The sequence below is a fragment of the Paenibacillus sp. CF095 genome (genome assembly GCF_900101225.1).
Lineage (GTDB): Bacteria > Bacillota > Bacilli > Paenibacillales > Paenibacillaceae > Paenibacillus.
Genome location: NZ_FMZN01000001.1, coordinates 3,855,128 through 3,871,780, shown reverse-complemented (window position 1 = coordinate 3,871,780; position 16,653 = coordinate 3,855,128). Strand labels below are relative to the sequence as shown.

Genomic DNA, 16,653 nt, shown 5'->3' with positions numbered 1-16,653 from the left:
TTTATTTTCATAGAGGAGAAGGGTGATCTTTATGGTGTGGAGAACAGCAATCCTGACAGCCAGTGACAAAGGAGCCCGCGGGGAACGTGAGGATACGAGTGCACAAGTCATTCGGGAGCTGGTGGAAGAAGAGCTGGGTGGTCAAATCGTGGAGTACCGTATCGTTCCGGATGAACCCGATGAGATTATTGCGGCTTTGATTGAGATGACGGATTATTTTCACGCCGATCTGGTGCTGACTACCGGTGGCACGGAGCTGGCCATTCGTGATATTACTCCGGAAGCGACCCGGCGCGTAATTGAGCGGGAAGTTCCCGGGATGGCAGAGGCCATGCGGTACAGTGTAATGAGCAAAAACCGTTCTGCAATGCTGTTCCGCGGGGTATGTGGCATTCGTGGACGCACGCTGATTGTTAATCTGCCAGGTACACCAAAGGGTGTGCATGAACATCTGGCTGCCATTATGGATCAGCTTCCGGAAGCGCTGCTGATGGTTACGGGTCAGTTCAAGCAATAATCGAGCATGGACTCTGGGGCAAGATATCCGATTAGCCATGACTGTTGTTAGATTGTTCTAGTGACATCTCTTATTTGTGAATTTTGCGGGTTATGTAAGTGGTTACATCTATGGTATGATGGGCTTAAATTAAGAACGCAGCAGAGACATCTATGAACATCTGGCCGAATATGCGCATCTTCGAAGCTTGAGACGAGGAGGAATATCAATGTTTAGTTCCATTGGACCAACGGGGTTTATTTTGCTGGCCGTGATTGCATTGTTGTTGTTTGGACCCAACAAACTTCCGGAACTGGGACGTGCAGTTGGGCGTACCTTCCGTGAATTCAAAGAGGGCGCTCGCGAGATTATCTCTGAGGATGACTCGTCCAATCGCAAAGAGCAGGAGAAGGCGAAACCGCTGGCGGCTGAGAGCACACCTGCAGACAAGCCTGCTGATAAACGCCTGCCGGAATAATCTTGACGGCAATGAAAGAGAAATCCCTTCCTGCCGGAAGGGTTTTGTATTTTAAGCTGGCAATAATGGGGGGCAGGCATGACGCAGCAAATGGAAGAAATGTCGATTACGGAACATCTGAGTGAGCTGCGGAAGCGGCTGATTTATGTACTAAGCATTTTTGTGCTGGGACTGATTGCAGGATTTTTTGTGGCGGACCCGGTATACCAATATCTGACCAAGGCAGAGTCGGCAAAAGGTTTTGTATTACATGCCTTCTCGTTCTGGGACGGGATTGGCATCTATATGAAGATTGCAGGGTTGTTCTCACTTATTATTACATTGCCGTTTACGGTGTATCAGATCTGGAAGTTTGTTAGTCCGGGGCTGAAACCGCGCGAGCGAAAAGCAACGCTGAAGTATGTGCCCTATGTGTTTCTTTTATTTCTGACAGGTATGGCTTTCTCGTATTATGTTATTTTTCCGATGGCACTTGCCTTTACAACAGCGATAACAGAGAAGATGGGGCTTGTGGAGACCTACGGGATGAAACAGTATTTCAGCTTCCTGTTTGGAATCGTGTTGCCTGTGTCCCTGCTATTTGAACTTCCTTTACTTATTATGTTTCTGACAGGACTGCGGATTCTGAATCCAATTCGCCTTCGCAAGATGCGCAGAGTTGCTTATTTTGTTCTGATCTTCATTGCAGTGGTTATTACACCTCCAGACTTTATATCTGATCTGCTGGTGATGATTCCCTTGCTCCTGTTATATGAGATCAGTGTGTTATTATCCGCAATCGTATATCGCAAGCAGCTTGCAGCCGATGAAGAGATCGAATCCCGCTATGTTCGTGCCGAGGATAAGAAACATGCGGGTTGAATGAGGATAAGCTGTAATGTGCCCGGAAAAGACGGTATGTTCTTATCCGGGCTATTTCTGTAGACTGCCGACCAACACGACAGGACAAGCAGGCATATTATGTTCAACAATGGATACAATGGGAAAGGGACTGTCCGCTAACGTTGCAGAAGGGCTAAACAATTTCGTAGAATAAGATTAGTGAATTGCAACATAGAACCAGGCACAGCGGGTGTAATTTGGCTATGTTTGTGTAAATTCAACGTAAATTCTCGCAGGAATTCGTCAAAAGGACTTGAAATCATGCTTCAAGTTGAGTATCATAAAGTTGGTTGTTAGCACTGAACACTGTCGAGTGCTAATACATATGGCTACAACCTACAATGTAACGTTATATAATTTCAAAAGGAGGCTATTTTTCATGATCAGACCTTTAGGTGAACGCGTATTGGTAGAACCACTGGAGCAAGAACAAACAACTTCTTTCGGGATCGTACTCCCGGACTCCGCCAAAGAAAAACCGCAAGAGGGTAGAATCATTGCAGTTGGTGCTGGAGTATTGAAAGACGGCGTACGTGTAGCTCTGGAAGTGAAAGAAGGAGATCGCGTTATTTTCTCCAAATATGCCGGTACAGAAATCAAATTCGAAGGTAAAGAATATTTGATTATGAAAGAAAGCGATATTCACGCGATTCTCGACTAATTCAAATTTAATCGGATAACCGAACCATATAGCACGACCATTTTCCAACAAAAACTAGGGAGGTTTTCTTAACATGGCTAAAGACATTAAATTCAGTGAAGACGCTCGTCGCTCCATGCTTCGTGGTGTGGATGCATTGGCTAATGCAGTAAAAGTAACACTCGGTCCTAAAGGCCGTAACGTGGTTCTGGAGAAAAAATTCGGAAGCCCGCTCATCACAAACGATGGTGTAACCATTGCTAAAGAAATCGAACTGGAAGATGCATTCGAGAACATGGGTGCACAACTGGTTAAAGAAGTAGCAACGAAAACCAACGATGTTGCCGGTGACGGTACTACAACAGCAACTGTATTGGCGCAAGCGCTGATCACAGAAGGTCTGAAAAACGTAACTGCAGGCGCTAGCCCAATCGGTATCCGTAAAGGGATCGACAAAGCGGTTAAAGCTGCGGTTGCAGAATTGCAATCCATCTCTAAACCAATCGATTCCAAACAATCCATCGCACAAGTTGCAGCAATCTCTGCAGCTGACGAAGAAGTAGGCGAACTGATCGCTGAAGCTATGGAAAAAGTAGGTAAAGATGGCGTGATCACAGTAGAAGAATCCAAAGGATTCGCTACAGAGCTTGAAGTGGTTGAAGGTATGCAATTCGACCGTGGATACATCTCTCCTTACATGATCACTGATACGGACAAAATGGAAGCTGTTTTGGACAATCCGTACATCTTGATCACAGACAAAAAAATCTCCAGCACGCAAGATATCTTGCCATTGCTTGAGAAAATCGTTCAACAAGGCAAACCGCTGGTATTGATCGCTGAAGATATCGAAGGCGAAGCACTGGCTATGCTGGTTGTGAACAAATTGCGTGGTACATTCAATGCTGTAGCTGTTAAAGCTCCAGGATTCGGTGACCGTCGTAAAGCAATGCTGCAAGACATCGCTGCCCTCACTGGTGGCCAATTGATCACGGAAGAACTGGGTCTGGACCTGAAATCCGCTGTTGTGGAACAACTGGGTACAGCTCGTCAAATCCGCGTAACAAAAGAAAACACAATCATCGTTGACGGTGCTGGTAACAAATCCGATATCGATGCACGTGTTAGCCAAATCCGTACACAACTGGAAGAAACAACTTCCGAGTTCGACAAAGAGAAACTGCAAGAGCGTCTGGCTAAATTGTCCGGCGGTGTAGCAGTAATCAAAGTTGGTGCGGCTACTGAAACAGAATTGAAAGAACGCAAACTTCGCATCGAAGATGCCCTGAACGCAACTCGCGCAGCGGTTGAAGAAGGTATCGTATCCGGTGGTGGTACAGCGCTCATGAACGTATATAGCGCGGTTGCGGCTGTAGCTCTGTCCGGTGACGAGCAAACAGGCGTAAACATCGTCCTGCGTGCTCTGGAAGCACCAATCCGCACAATCGCAGCTAACGCTGGCGAAGAAGGTTCCGTAATCGTGGAACGTCTGAAAAAAGAACAAACAGGAATCGGCTTCAACGCTGCAACTGGCGAGTGGGTTAACATGATCGAAGCAGGTATCGTTGACCCTGCAAAAGTAACTCGTTATGCATTGCAAAACGCTGCTTCCGTAGCAGCAATGTTCCTGACGACTGAAGCGGTTATCGCTGACAAACCAGAACCAGCAGGTGCTGGTGGCGGAATGCCTGACATGGGCGGTATGGGTGGAATGGGCGGCATGATGTAATAAAGGTGTAAAAACCTTTAAAGCATCATGTGCCTGGCAGAGTGGATTCTCGTTACGATGTGACAAGAATTTGTGAAGCGGCCACTGTTACAAATCATAAATAAAAACCACTCCTTAGTAATTATTAAGGAGTGGTTTTTATTTTATTGAGTATTTTATAATCAAAGTCACAATGTGGGGGATTTCCCCTTTTTCCTTTAGTAATGAGATATGGAGGTCATACATCATGAAACCTGGTAGAAAAATAATAGTGGCAGGTTTGGTGTCTGCTGTTATTATCATCTTAATTTATAATTTCACTTCCAATTCTGAAGAGAGATTAGTAAAAGCAAATGAACCTAGAAGTACTCCAGCAACGACATTAACAGTAATCAATAATGAAGATTTCGTAGGTACTACAAATACACATCGGTTTGATATTCCGGCAGGATTTAGTTATGTTAAAGTGAGTTTTAAAAACACGGGTTCGAAACACTTCACGTTCACGATCAATGAAGGATCTACAAGTGGAACCGCAATAAAGTCTGGCATTGTCTCAGCAGATGGAGAAGAGCATACATATTTTATTGACAAAGCATTGTCCACGGGTTGGTATTATGTGAGTACCTCTTCTGCGCAAGGGATGTCTGGCGCATTAGATGTTTCTCTGGGGAACTGATGCTTATAAATGATTTGGGAATTTATTCTAAAGGAGGAGGAAATGTTTTGAGAAAGGGTACAAAGTGGACATTGTGGATTCTGGGCTTGATGCTCGCTGCAATATTTATCAACTTTTTTATGAATCTATATAGCTTTGCTTATGCACTGATTACCGTGCTTTTACTTGCCTTTATGGGATGGGGATTCTTAGCAAAGTTAAAGAACGACGTCCGTCAGCATGAAGATCATCATAGAAGAGAGCACCAATCTGCGAACGATGACATTAATCGATACACAAGATAGATTATACATGATTATCACACGTAACGTAGCTTAGCTCTGATCTGATAATCTAGCCAATTGATTTATCAGCCGTTTATGGAGATTGATTTTTCAATTTTTGGTTATTTTATTATATTGGAGGGATTTTATGAAATTATTTAAATTGCCATTGATTCTTTGTACTGTATTACTTTTATCTATTTTGTCAGCTTGTGGTGCGGATGATAGGCTACACGGAAAGAGCGATAACTGGGATGTGTCTCTTCAGAGATCAACAGGGATCTATAGTATTACTTATATAGGTGATGAAAAGCGTATAAAGGATTTTGTGTTTGACCTTACCGGCAATAATATAAAACAACAGGGGAAAGCGCTTGAGGAACAAGGGGTACCGTTCAGTATGTCGGGAACGGTTACTGAGGCGGAGAAAACGAAAGACCCGATTACCTTTAAAATGAATTGGAACAATCAGAGTGAGATTGTAACTTTTGAGTAAGTCTCGCGTGGTGGAGGTGTTCATCATTGGTTTGGTGGCAACTACTGAATCATTATATAGTATATTCCACACGTTAGGCCGTTCCTTCATGGAGCGGCCTTTTCACACAATGGGGTCTCATTTCGCAACAGTTATTTCAAAAGTCGAGTGATCATGATCCTGAATGCTGAAGCGATATTCCAATCCATTTCGAACTGTCGCCCCATCAAAATCAGACTGATTCACATCGCGATCCAATAGACCGATATCCTGGATGACATCTTGTGCATCGTTATACGTGTACTCACTATTGGTTGTAAGAATGAGTGTGGCGATAGTAGTCAAAAAAATTCCACCCGTTGGTTTACGCGTATCACCAGTTCCATATAACCTGACTTCCTGTACGCTCTCATCTGCATTCACTACACCAACCAAGCGCAATTCATCATTGAATATATACTCGAAAGCGCTAGTGCCCTGCTCAGAAGAGTTATTCATATCCAAGCGGGTAATACTCAGCCCGTTCAGTCGGTATTTGCCTACGGCACCATTAAACTTGTTTTTAAATTCATCGGTAGTCATATGGAGGCCAGAAAGTTCGATTTGGGATGAAGGGGGCTGATCTATTTCAGACTGATTAGAGTTCGAAGATAAAGTCAGCATGCCATACAACCCAATTGAAGCAATCGCAAAACAGGCCGTTGTTAGAATAATGTATTTGATCGGCAACCTATTACCTTTGCGAATAGATAAGATCATCAGAACAAGAAATCCCAAGAAAGCAATGAAACCAAGAATGAAGAGAGCGGTAAACAGATATTGCAAATTCTCACCTCGTAATCAAAATAATTTCATCGTTCGAGCACCTCATTTATTATAATGTTCTCATGAAAAACTTCAAACTCATACATCAAGGCAGGCAGAAGCTGAAATCAATTCATTACTGCTGGGATCAAGGCATCCCAATTCTCTCCATTGATCTCTCCTTCAAATCGATAAACTGGCTGATAATAACCTTTTGAATCATAGGTGTAAGTCAGTTCATACTTGTTCACACTTAGTTTGTCTCCTTTCTTTAAGTTGTTATAGATCGAAAAGTTTCCCTTGGGAATTTCTTCGTATGCCTCAGCCGGACTGATAATATCAACCACTCGCACATAAATATTTTTATTCATAGAGTATAATAAATTCTGAGGAATCATAGGTTCTGCTGATGGGACAATCATAACTAGTCCGGTATCATAATCGCGGTCACCCTTCGCGATATCTGTAACTGTTTTTTCGATATCCCATCGGACCGTGTCTCCATTTTGCGTGCTGAATATCGCTTTCTTAGGCAATAAGTCATTCTCAATCAACCAACTGCCATACTCTTGTCCTTGTTTGATTAAATCTTCCGGCTCTACTGGAGTGCTTGCTTCAATATTAGATGCCAGCCACCATGTGCCTCGACTGACGTCATAATTAAAGGTATATTCTGTTCCCGTATTGTCAAGAAAACTCCAAATTCGGTTGTATCCATCAATAGATATGCTACCTTTCTGATGTAATTCAAAATAATCCTTCATTAGAGAGGCAACTCGTTTGGCATATTCCAGGTTGTGAATTTCACTACTGCGATAAAGAGATACTTTCTCGGCCTCATCCGGTAACCTTGTGTTAAGCGTTACTTCGACTTGATTCATATTTTGAGAAATAGCTGGACGTATGGAGAGATTACCAAGTTCTTTGTTGTGATAAATGATAAAAGCACTGGAAAAAAGCATCGTAAAAACTAGTGGGATGCAGAGTGCCTTCCATAGTGACCTTAAGGTGATCTTTCTTTGCTCAACACTGTCGAGGATCGCTCTCATCAACAAATATCCTGCCATACTACCTAGTGTATTATGTAGAATATCATCAAGTTCAAATATTCCCCTGCCGGTGCTCATTTGTAAAATTTCGATACCCAATGTTACCAACAGCGATATGAGTAGCACGGGCTTAAAGTGACGCGTTTTCATTCCGATATGCGGAAGTATAAAACCGAATGGTGCGAACATCAACATGTTAAAAATGATGAGCTGGAATTCGCTCAACGACCATTGATTCCATGCATTTATATAGCCACTGAATAGCTCTAAATTGATCCAACCCTCATAATTAGCTCCTCTGCTAAATGTGGTTAAAGTCATAACAATGACAAACCAACCCAAGATCAAAAATGACGCTATAAATTGCCTGTTAGTTATGCTTCTTTTACCCCCTCTTTTCCTATATGCAATATATACTGAATAAGTAATACCGATTACAACAACTCCTGCGGCCAATGCAATAGCTAAGATAGGCAATATTCTGCCTATAACTTGTATTAAATCCATTTGTAACTCCTCCATTTATTTTGTGTTCATTGTCAGCATCTTGTTTGTTTAAAGTATAATCAATGGTGGTTGTAACTCCTATGTATCTATCTTTCACGAATCTTTCAAAAATGTAAGATTAGATTGTATGAATAAAAAAAGCACTGCCGGCATATTGCCAGCAGTGCTTGCTTGATGTTATACAGGTCTTACCGTAAAGGTGAAGTGATACGCGCGGTTGGCTGGCAAGGTGTATTCAGCGTGGGTACGTGCACCCCAGCTGTCATCTCCGCCAACACCCATTTGTTTGTAATTGATGCGAGCGACAGTTTGTGTGCTCTGAGGTAATTTGTACACATGGTCGTTTGCTTCCAGTTCCTCGGGTGTCCAAGGCAACGCATTGATTTCAAATGGTATGGTGGCTTCTACATGCAGGCCACTTTGACCATCCGTTGACGTTATTTCAGCGAAGCGTACATCCGTTTTGTTACCACACTCTTGTGGTTTCAGATATGGAACAAATTGATCTCGAACCGCACCTGTGTAATAGCCGAGACGTGCACTGGTTAGACGGTCTGCATAATTGTCATGCGGGCCTCTGCCGTACCAAGAGATGGTATCCAAGCTGTTATTCAGTTGCAGAAGCATACCGAATTCCGGTAGATCGGGTAGGCCTTCGCCTGGAATAAGGGTTTGACTGATTTCGAGCACGCCATCCGGATCGATTCGGTACGTAATAGACAGCGTACATCCCGGATGTTGATCCCACGTATAATTGCTCGTCACGAGAATGCCTTGTTCGTCTGCATGGTGTTCGAAACGAATTAATCTGTTGGTAGCGTGAGCATCTCTCCAGAAGGCAGAACGCTCATTCAGGCGGTTCCCCATATCATTGTCTGTCATGGCTCTCCAGAAATTCGGCCGGACAGGTGCGAGCAATTGCTCTTGATTGTTGATTTGATAAGACGTTAAAGCGCCAGTAGCTGGATTGAAGCTCAAGGTTACTATATCCGTTGCCACTCTAAGTTCATCTTGCAGATTCTGAACATGTAGCGCATTGCCTTGCCCTTGATGTACCGGTTGAACTGGACGCAATCGTGGAGATACCACGAACTGATCCCAGGCGATTTCATGACCTGTTCCTGCCCATTTTGTTGCTACTTTGGTAACCAGAGATACAGTCAGCACCGCTTCCTTGAACAGATCGGATGATGGCGTGTATGGGATTCGAACTTCAACCGATTCGCCAGGAGGTACCGCGATATCCAACGAGCCGTTCTCTACGGATACACCATCGTGTGTTACTGTCCATACGAGCGAATATTCGCTCAGATCCGTGAACAGGAACTGGTTTTTGAGGCGCAGCAGGCCGTCTTTGACATCAATGGTTTCCATACGAACGTTCTGATAACATTTCTTCACTTCTTCCAGCTTCGGTGTAACCGTCTTATCAGCCAGAATGAGTCCGTTCCCGCAGAAATTGCCATCATGAGGGGATTCACCGAAATCTCCGCCATAAGCGAAATATTCTACACCGTCTGCCGTAGTGGTACGAATGGACTGATCGACCCAGTCCCAGATGAATGCACCCTGCAACACATCATATTTATCGAACAAATCCCAATACAGATGCAGACCTCCACAGGAGTTACCCATGGCATGGCTGTATTCGCAGATAATATAAGGTTTCTTCGGACCTTTCATGCGCGCGTATTGCTCCACATCTTGTGGGCTGATATACATCGTCGATTCAATGTCGCTTGCCGAATCGGAAGGACGATAATGGAAAGTCCCTTCATAATGAACGAGACGGGTTGGATCGACTTGTTTCAGATAATCGTACATGGCGATGAAATTATCGCCGCCGAAGGATTCATTACCCAGAGACCAGATAATAACGGACGGATGGTTTTTGTCCCGTTGGAACATCGAGTTACAGCGATCGATTACATTATTACGCCATTCCGGCTTGCTTGCGGGAATGTTATTTTCATTCATTTCCTTTTGCCCATAATACCATGTGCCGTGAGTTTCCAGATTCGTTTCGTCAATGACATAGAGGCCGTATTCATCACACAGTTCGTACCAGAGTGACTGATTCGGATAATGGGATGTGCGCACCGCGTTAACGTTATAGGACTTCATCAGCTCGATGTCACGGATCATGTCTTCCCGCCCAATGGCTCGACCCTTATCCGGGGAAAATTCATGACGATTCACGCCTTTGAACACAATGCGTTTGCCATTGATTTGCATCAGGCCGTCCTTCAGTTCAAACTTGCGGAATCCAATCCGGCTGCGAACAGCCTCCAGTGTTTCGCCCGATTCATTCTGAATGGACAGCACAAGTGTATATAGATGAGGGAACTCGGCACTCCATAGAAGCGGCTTTATAACCTCTGTTGACAACTGGAATGAAAGTTCATCCTCACCTTGGAACGTAACGGCCGCAGTAAGTGGCTGCTTCAGTACAGTATGTTGCTGTGCATCATAGAGCTGTGCCTGAACGGACAATCCGGCAGTGTTCTGCGCGGCATTATGATTAAATAATTTTAAATCCAGCTGTAGCTCCGCATCCTGATAGGCATCATCCAGTTCAGTGCGAACAAAGAAATCGGCGATCTGAACTGGGGAAGGGGAATGCAGGTATACACCACGGAAGATGCCACTTAACCGCCAGAAATCCTGGTTCTCCAGCCAACTCGCATCACACCAGCGATATACCTCCACAGCCAGCTTGTTCTCACCTTCCGTTAGATACGAAGTAATATCGAATTCTGCGGGTGTGAACGTGTCTTCGCTATAACCGACCAGCTCTCCGTTCACCCATACATAAAAGGCAGATTCAACGCCCTCAAAGTGCAGCAGAACAGGACGGTCTTTCCAGTCAGCAGGAACCGTAAACGTACGGATATACGAACCCACCGGATTATAAGTTGTTGGTGCAAATGGTGGCTTCAATTCAGGCTCACGTTCGACCCACGGATAGGTCATATTCGTATATTGGGGATAATCGTAACTTTGTAGCTGCCAGTTGGAAGGAACGGCGATCTCGTCCCAGTCACTGGCATCATAGTTGTTCTCATAAAAGGATGTAATCCGTTGCTCCGGTGTCTCCGCAAAGGCAAACTTCCACTGACCATTCAGTGATTCGTACCATGGTGATGCGCTGGATTCATTGGATAACGCTTCTGCTACAGATGGAAACGCTACCATAGACGCATGTGCAGGTAGACGTCCTACTTGAAAAGTCTCGGGATTGTTGTTCCATTCCGGGTATCCATTTGCCGGAGGGGTGTGTACCAGTTTCTTTCGCATAACAGCAACTCCTTCTGAAATGTTATAATATTGTCATTATAGAATTGAATGATGACTTAGAGAATAAAGAATATTGCCCATATATATCACAATATGAAACTAACGATGAAGAAAGTGGTGTACTGGATGGATACCCGGATTTTTTTTGGTAAAACAGAAGAAGCTGCTCGCCTGCCGATCTATATGACCACGGTTGGTTACTGGGAACACCAATATGAAACCGAGCGTCCAGAGGGATTCCCGGATTATCAGATCCATCAGATTATTCATGGTCAGGGGAGGCTGATTATACAAGAAGACGAGTATATTGTCGGACCGGGTGACGTTTTCTTTCTGTATCCCGATGTTCCGCATCGATATATGCCCATCAGTGACCGCTGGGAGCTGGCTTGGGTCTCATTTCAGGGGAGAGAAGCCAGCCAGTTATTATCTTATGCGGGGATAACCGGTTCACGCGTATGCAGACTCAGGACAGCAACGCTGCTGCGTGGCCTGGAGCAACTTCTGGTTAGAGGAGAGAATGGCGGTGATACGGATTACGCAGATTACGATGTGGAATGCTCCAAACAATTATATGCCCTGCTGCTGGATCTGAAGCCACTGCTCATCGCATCCGCCAATTATAATGATGAACTGGAGCGCTTGAAGCCTGTGCTGCGTTATATCGCAGAGCATCTGGATCGTTCACTTTCCCTGAAGGAACTTGCCGATGTGGCTGTGGTATCTCCCCAATATTTGTGCAGGCTGTTTCAGAGAGCACTCCATACCAGACCTGTATTTTACGTGAACCAGGAACGGATCAATCGAAGCAAACAACTTATGTTCAGTGAGAGAGAGCTTCGAATATATGAAGTTGCTGATCGGGTGGGTTACGAGAATGCCAGTTATTTCTGTGCGATGTTCAAAAGGCATACAGGCATGAGTCCAGAGCGTTTTCGCAAACTGCACGGACTGAATTGAAAGTCTGAATGCTGTTATTCATTTTGAATTTTGATCTGTTATTCATCCCAATTTCAGTTTCCATTAAGGTTGGGAAGGTAAGATAAGTCTTGTAAACCCCTTCTCGTGTTAAATAGATGTGTGACTGGCCCTATCGGATTGTCCTCCGGTAGGGCACTTTTTTTCTTCATTTCTTCGGTTGGTGGTATGATAGATGAATACATAATGTGTAACCAACTCTAGTGACCGGAGGATGGAATTGTGGATCACAGCCTGCACCCGTTGTTTAAGCCTATTCAGATAAATGGAACGTACCCTAACAGTTATTATGTTGAGAAAATACCTGCTGCCGGCTTGATGGCTTATGTGGCCTGTTATTGGGAATCAGGATCTCTTCCGAACACGCATGCAGATGTTGCTAATAGAGAAGGTCCAGAGCGATCGATGACGACGGCACCTGCCCGGGTATTGCCGGATGGTTGCACGGACATGCTGATTACATACGACCCAGTCTGTTCAGAGCACTCCTATGCTTACTGTGGCAATTATACACAGCCATTCGCTGTACCTGAGCCATCCGATGATGGTCCCCCTGCTGGAGACTACACCTTTGGTGTCCGGTTCTTCCCGGGTGGAGCGCATGTCTTCCATGGCATGCCTCTGGAGTGGTTTACGGATAAGCGAATTGCCCTTCAGGAATGTTGGCCGGAGAAGCTTAACGAGCTTCAGGAACGGATGGCCGAAACGAATAGTTTTGCAGAGCGAGTAGAGGTTATGAATGCGTACTTGAGTCCGTTGCCCGTGCAGGCAAGCACATCTGAGAACAATTTGATGAAAAACGTGCTGCACCGCATCTTTATAGATGGGGGACGTATGACTGTCCAAGAGCTGGCGATGCGTGAAGTGATTAGTGAACGGCAGTTGCATCGCAAGTTCTCGGAATGGGTCGGAATCAGCCCCAAACGATTCAGTGAGGTGGTTCGTTTTCATCGTGTGTTGAGAGATATTCATCAGGGAAACACGGCAGACTGGGCAATGCTTGCCCAGAATCATGGATTTTTTGACCAAGCCCATCTGATTCGGCAATTTCGCAAGTTTTATGGAGAGACTCCATTGACGGCAGCCAGAGAGCATGGCAGGATGTTGTCCGATTTGTACAATAGATCTGTAGAAACGTCGGTTATACTTAAATCGTGAGAATAAAAGGTAAGGGAGACATCATATATGAATGGAACATTGCAGATTCGGGATCACTTGTTAAATGAATTGGAAACAGGCGTACGTACGGGGGCTTCGTTAATTCGCTTGATCCGTTCGGAGGATTGGTCTTATCGTCCACAGGAGAATATGCGTTCATTGGTGGAGCTAGTGCATCATTTTATCCAGATTACCGCATCCGATCTTGCCATTATGCAGGAAAAAGGTGAAGCTGAGGTTGGGCTGGTAGAGAATAGCCTGTCGGGGATTGAGGATATCGAGAAGCTTGAAGCAACATTATGGAGCAATTTCGAATCCTACAAAGCCTATATCACGGGATTGAGCGAAGATGACTTTTTGAATCGTTCAACGAAAGCTTTTTATATGGAACATGGTCATTTGCAGGTTCAATGGCAGATTGAAACGGTAACGCATGTATTCCATCACCGTTCGCAGCTGTATAACTATCTCAAGCAGCAGGGCCATGAACTGAACTTTTTCATGCTGTATGCGTAATTAAACCTGTAATAATAAAGTAAGCTTAGTTAGCCCCACCGGATGGTCCGGTGGGGCTTTTTTTGCGTACAGTCGTCTATCAATCTATGAAGTCTATCAAAATTGGACATTATGACGCTGGTAATTCACCGTTGCTTTAATAGATTTCAAGCATAGAATACCGTATCACAGCAAAAGGAGGTGATTTCGATGGCCATCCTTTTACCGCAACAGTTTTACAATCTTCCAGCCGGTGTAGGCAAGTCTTACTACGAAAACTTGGCTGGAGGCACCAATGCCAGCGCTACAGTGAACAACTTTGGACCATTTCCAGTATCTCTCGTAATAACACGTGTTAATGAACCTGTAGTCACTTACGTTATTCCTGTAAACAGCAGTCTTACCATTTCTGCAGGTGGAGTTCTGGTTTTTGCCTTGTTAGCTAACCTTGGAGGCGCAGCTTCCGGAACAATTCAATTTGCCGTAGCAGATTTGTAATTGGTGTGGACTGAAATGGAATACCTCTGTCGGACATCTTGTCGACGGGGGTCTTCTTTTTTTATGGATATACATAGATTTAAATTAATTAAGTGGCTGGTTTACGATTACATCTGTATTCAATGCTTTTAAAATTTTTCTTGGTAAATAATAAATACGTATTACCCTTAAAATTTAACAGCGCCTTTATACAGGTTTGTTTACTTTGGCGGTCATTCGATTAATTTAAGGTAAAGCGGCACGCAGACTTGTGTTGGCATACAGGAGGTTAGTCGATGATGAACAGAACAATCTTATTTGAAACTGAACGGTTGGAATGTGCGACTTGGAACGAAGGAGATCGTGCGCTGGCGTTTGCATTGTGGGGCGATCATGAGGTTGCCAAATGGATTAGCAGCAAGGGGTTCCTGAGCGAGGATGAAGTAGAAGCGCGATTGACACAGGAGATTCAAAGGCAGAAGGAAGCGGGTGTGCAATATTGGCCCCTTTTTGAGAAAGAGTCGGAGGTGTTTGTCGGTTGCTGTGGCCTGCGTCCGTATTCTCCAGAAGAGGAGATCTATGAATTGGGATTTCATCTAACCCGGGATCACTGGGGCAAAGGGTATGCGCAGGAAGCGGCGCGGGCGGTAATTGGTTATGCCTTTGACAAAATGAATGTGAAGGCACTGTTTGCCGGGCATCATCCGGATAATGAAGTGTCACGTCACATCTTGTTGAAGCTGGGATTTGAGTATACAGGTGATGAACGTTATGAACCGACAGGAAAGATGCACCCATCATATGTGCTGAAAAAACCGTAAATATGCTTCGAATAGGGACAGGCCATAGGCTATCCTAATGAAGTGAATTCATTTATATGAGAAATGTGGTCTACTGTATATCAACCTGGTTTTCATGCTTTTTTTATTTCGCTTTCAGCTTGTATTAAGGTAGCAGAGGTAAGATAACTCTTGTAAACCCCTTCTCGTGTTAAATAGATGTGTGACTGACCCCGCCGGGCGCCGGTGGGGTATTTTTTTGTTTGATTTTCAAATAAACAAAACTAAACAAAAATAAGTAAAAGTATATTTCTGTGTTTTTTATTGACTATCAAAGATAAACAAAGATATAATGAATGTGAAATAAGGAACTTACTATGTACGTAGCAAGCCATTTGATTTTCAATATAAGGAGAGATTGATCATGAACGTGACCCTTACCAATGAAACAACGCAGGCTGCAGGTTTCCATATTCCATTTGTCCGTGAGATGGCTGAGATTACACAACATATGTGGAAAAATGGCTGGGATGAGCGTAATGGCGGTAATGTCAGCTATCTGCTGGAGGAAGAGGAAGTTGCCCAATATATCGATATCCATCATGTGATTCGCAAGATCAAACCGGCATTTTCGGTGCAGGAGCTGGCAGGCAAGTATTTTATCGTGACCGCATCGGGTAAATATTTCAAAAATGTACTCGCTGATCCCGAGAGCAATCTGGGGGTGCTGCGTGTATCGCAAGATGGACAGGAGTTGGAAGTGCTCTGGGGATTGAAGTCGGGGGCCAACCCAACAAGTGAGTTGCCTACACATTTCATGAGCCATATCGAACGTCTGAAATTAGACCCCAACCACCGGGTTGTCATGCACAACCATGCCACTCATGTATTGGCTATGACGTTTATCCACGAATTGGATGAAGCAAAATTCACCAAGACCCTCTGGCAGATGTGCACGGAGTGTGTGGTTGTATTCCCGGATGGGATTGGTATTATTCCATGGATGATTCCTGGATCGAATGAGATTGGCCGCGAAACGGCTGAGAAAATGAAAGAATACCACGCGGTCATCTGGCCGCAACATGGCATCTTTGGAACAGGAACCACGATTGACGAGGCATTTGGTCTGATTGAGACCATTGAGAAGGCAGCCCAAGTATATATGCTGGTTGCTGGTCACGAGATCCGGCAGAGAATTACGGATGAGCAGCTAACCACGCTTGCGCAAGCGTTTGGTGTTACCCCTCGTCCCGGCATTCTGGGCAGTTAAAATAGTCAACGCATAGATCAAGGAAGTGGCTTTTGGTTCATTGAACCAAAGGCTATTTCCTTTTTTTTGACGAACAATCGTCATTTTGGTTCAAAAAAGTTCAAATTGCTGAACAAGAATGGCTTTGTTATCGATTATTGAATCGTAGAATGCATTATCACGCGCTGGCGAATTTCGGGTGAAATGACGTATTGTCAATGGCTCTGCGATTTTGCATA

General features: G+C 44.4%; 17 protein-coding genes. 14 read left to right on the top strand and 3 right to left on the bottom strand.

Annotated features, from left to right (window positions below; translation table 11 throughout):
- Positions 1-31: 31 nt before the first annotated feature.
- The 8 genes from BLS69_RS17175 (at position 32) to BLS69_RS17140 (ending at position 5,642) form a co-directional block, all read left to right on the top strand.
- The gene (locus BLS69_RS17175) at positions 32-517 is read left to right on the top strand and encodes a MogA/MoaB family molybdenum cofactor biosynthesis protein (RefSeq protein ID WP_017690080.1); all 486 of its coding nucleotides are present in this window, start codon (positions 32-34) and stop codon (positions 515-517) included.
- A 208-nt stretch (positions 518-725) separates the two neighbouring features.
- Positions 726-974, top strand: a complete 249-nt coding sequence (gene tatA / locus BLS69_RS17170) for a twin-arginine translocase TatA/TatE family subunit (RefSeq protein ID WP_036668966.1) — start codon at positions 726-728, stop codon at positions 972-974.
- Between the two features lie 78 nt (positions 975-1,052).
- Positions 1,053-1,835, top strand: coding sequence for a twin-arginine translocase subunit TatC (gene tatC, locus BLS69_RS17165; protein WP_091033760.1), 783 nt, complete (start codon positions 1,053-1,055; stop codon positions 1,833-1,835).
- Between the two features lie 400 nt (positions 1,836-2,235).
- Positions 2,236-2,517: a co-chaperone GroES gene (gene groES, locus BLS69_RS17160; RefSeq protein ID WP_017690077.1), complete on the top strand. Its 282-nt coding sequence runs from the start codon at positions 2,236-2,238 to the stop codon at positions 2,515-2,517.
- Positions 2,518-2,590: 73 nt separating this feature from the next.
- Complete coding sequence (gene groL, locus BLS69_RS17155) at positions 2,591-4,225, top strand: chaperonin GroEL (protein ID WP_036611259.1); 1,635 nt, start codon at positions 2,591-2,593, stop codon at positions 4,223-4,225.
- A gap of 226 nt (positions 4,226-4,451) precedes the next feature.
- Positions 4,452-4,883, top strand: coding sequence for a hypothetical protein (locus BLS69_RS17150; RefSeq protein ID WP_091033757.1), 432 nt, complete (start codon positions 4,452-4,454; stop codon positions 4,881-4,883).
- Positions 4,884-4,930: 47 nt separating this feature from the next.
- Complete coding sequence (locus BLS69_RS17145; RefSeq protein ID WP_091033755.1) at positions 4,931-5,167, top strand: hypothetical protein; 237 nt, start codon at positions 4,931-4,933, stop codon at positions 5,165-5,167.
- A gap of 127 nt (positions 5,168-5,294) precedes the next feature.
- Complete coding sequence (locus BLS69_RS17140) at positions 5,295-5,642, top strand: hypothetical protein (protein ID WP_091033752.1); 348 nt, start codon at positions 5,295-5,297, stop codon at positions 5,640-5,642.
- Between the two features lie 117 nt (positions 5,643-5,759).
- Here the strand turns inward: BLS69_RS17140 and BLS69_RS17135 are convergent, their stop codons facing one another.
- The 3 genes from BLS69_RS17135 to BLS69_RS17125 form a co-directional block, all read right to left on the bottom strand.
- The gene (locus tag BLS69_RS17135; RefSeq protein ID WP_091033750.1) at positions 5,760-6,446 is read right to left on the bottom strand and encodes a hypothetical protein; all 687 of its coding nucleotides are present in this window, start codon (positions 6,444-6,446) and stop codon (positions 5,760-5,762) included.
- Positions 6,447-6,553: 107 nt separating this feature from the next.
- Positions 6,554-7,981: a VanZ family protein gene (locus tag BLS69_RS17130; RefSeq protein WP_176872750.1), complete on the bottom strand. Its 1,428-nt coding sequence runs from the start codon at positions 7,979-7,981 to the stop codon at positions 6,554-6,556.
- Between the two features lie 177 nt (positions 7,982-8,158).
- Entirely contained in the window at positions 8,159-11,278 is a 3,120-nt protein-coding gene (locus tag BLS69_RS17125) for a beta-galactosidase, LacZ type (protein WP_091033744.1), read from the bottom strand.
- Between the two features lie 105 nt (positions 11,279-11,383).
- On the opposite strand from BLS69_RS17125, the gene BLS69_RS17120 reads away from it, so the two are divergent.
- The 6 genes from BLS69_RS17120 to rhaD all read left to right on the top strand — a co-directional run bounded on the left by BLS69_RS17120 (position 11,384) and on the right by rhaD (position 16,435).
- On the top strand, positions 11,384-12,238 hold the full coding sequence (locus BLS69_RS17120; RefSeq protein ID WP_235431527.1) for a helix-turn-helix transcriptional regulator: 855 nt from the start codon (positions 11,384-11,386) through the stop codon (positions 12,236-12,238).
- Between the two features lie 240 nt (positions 12,239-12,478).
- A complete protein-coding gene (locus BLS69_RS17115) occupies positions 12,479-13,414 on the top strand; it encodes a helix-turn-helix domain-containing protein (RefSeq protein WP_091033741.1) in 936 nt (311 codons plus the stop codon).
- Positions 13,415-13,441: 27 nt separating this feature from the next.
- Entirely contained in the window at positions 13,442-13,930 is a 489-nt protein-coding gene (locus BLS69_RS17110) for a DinB family protein (protein WP_091033740.1), read from the top strand.
- A gap of 189 nt (positions 13,931-14,119) precedes the next feature.
- Positions 14,120-14,407, top strand: coding sequence for a hypothetical protein (locus tag BLS69_RS17105; RefSeq protein WP_091033737.1), 288 nt, complete (start codon positions 14,120-14,122; stop codon positions 14,405-14,407).
- Positions 14,408-14,682: 275 nt separating this feature from the next.
- Complete coding sequence (locus BLS69_RS17100; RefSeq protein WP_091033733.1) at positions 14,683-15,207, top strand: GNAT family N-acetyltransferase; 525 nt, start codon at positions 14,683-14,685, stop codon at positions 15,205-15,207.
- A 382-nt stretch (positions 15,208-15,589) separates the two neighbouring features.
- Entirely contained in the window at positions 15,590-16,435 is an 846-nt protein-coding gene (rhaD, locus tag BLS69_RS17095) for a rhamnulose-1-phosphate aldolase (RefSeq protein WP_091033730.1), read from the top strand.
- Positions 16,436-16,653 lie beyond the last annotated feature (218 nt).

Bases quoted from the DNA above. Each gene is read 5' to 3' on its own strand.
- BLS69_RS17175 (WP_017690080.1), top strand. From the start codon at position 32: ATGGTGTGGAGAACAGCAATCCTGACAGCCAGTGACAAAGGAGCCCGC.
- tatA (WP_036668966.1), top strand. From the start codon at position 726: ATGTTTAGTTCCATTGGACCAACGGGGTTTATTTTGCTGGCCGTGATT.
- tatC (WP_091033760.1), top strand. From the start codon at position 1,053: ATGACGCAGCAAATGGAAGAAATGTCGATTACGGAACATCTGAGTGAG.
- groES (WP_017690077.1), top strand. From the start codon at position 2,236: ATGATCAGACCTTTAGGTGAACGCGTATTGGTAGAACCACTGGAGCAA.
- groL (WP_036611259.1), top strand. From the start codon at position 2,591: ATGGCTAAAGACATTAAATTCAGTGAAGACGCTCGTCGCTCCATGCTT.
- BLS69_RS17150 (WP_091033757.1), top strand. From the start codon at position 4,452: ATGAAACCTGGTAGAAAAATAATAGTGGCAGGTTTGGTGTCTGCTGTT.
- BLS69_RS17140 (WP_091033752.1), top strand. From the start codon at position 5,295: ATGAAATTATTTAAATTGCCATTGATTCTTTGTACTGTATTACTTTTA.
- BLS69_RS17130 (WP_176872750.1), bottom strand. From the start codon at position 7,981: ATGGATTTAATACAAGTTATAGGCAGAATATTGCCTATCTTAGCTATT.
- BLS69_RS17125 (WP_091033744.1), bottom strand. From the start codon at position 11,278: ATGCGAAAGAAACTGGTACACACCCCTCCGGCAAATGGATACCCGGAA.
- BLS69_RS17120 (WP_235431527.1), top strand. From the start codon at position 11,384: ATGAAGAAAGTGGTGTACTGGATGGATACCCGGATTTTTTTTGGTAAA.
- BLS69_RS17110 (WP_091033740.1), top strand. From the start codon at position 13,442: ATGAATGGAACATTGCAGATTCGGGATCACTTGTTAAATGAATTGGAA.
- BLS69_RS17105 (WP_091033737.1), top strand. From the start codon at position 14,120: ATGGCCATCCTTTTACCGCAACAGTTTTACAATCTTCCAGCCGGTGTA.
- BLS69_RS17100 (WP_091033733.1), top strand. From the start codon at position 14,683: ATGATGAACAGAACAATCTTATTTGAAACTGAACGGTTGGAATGTGCG.
- rhaD (WP_091033730.1), top strand. From the start codon at position 15,590: ATGAACGTGACCCTTACCAATGAAACAACGCAGGCTGCAGGTTTCCAT.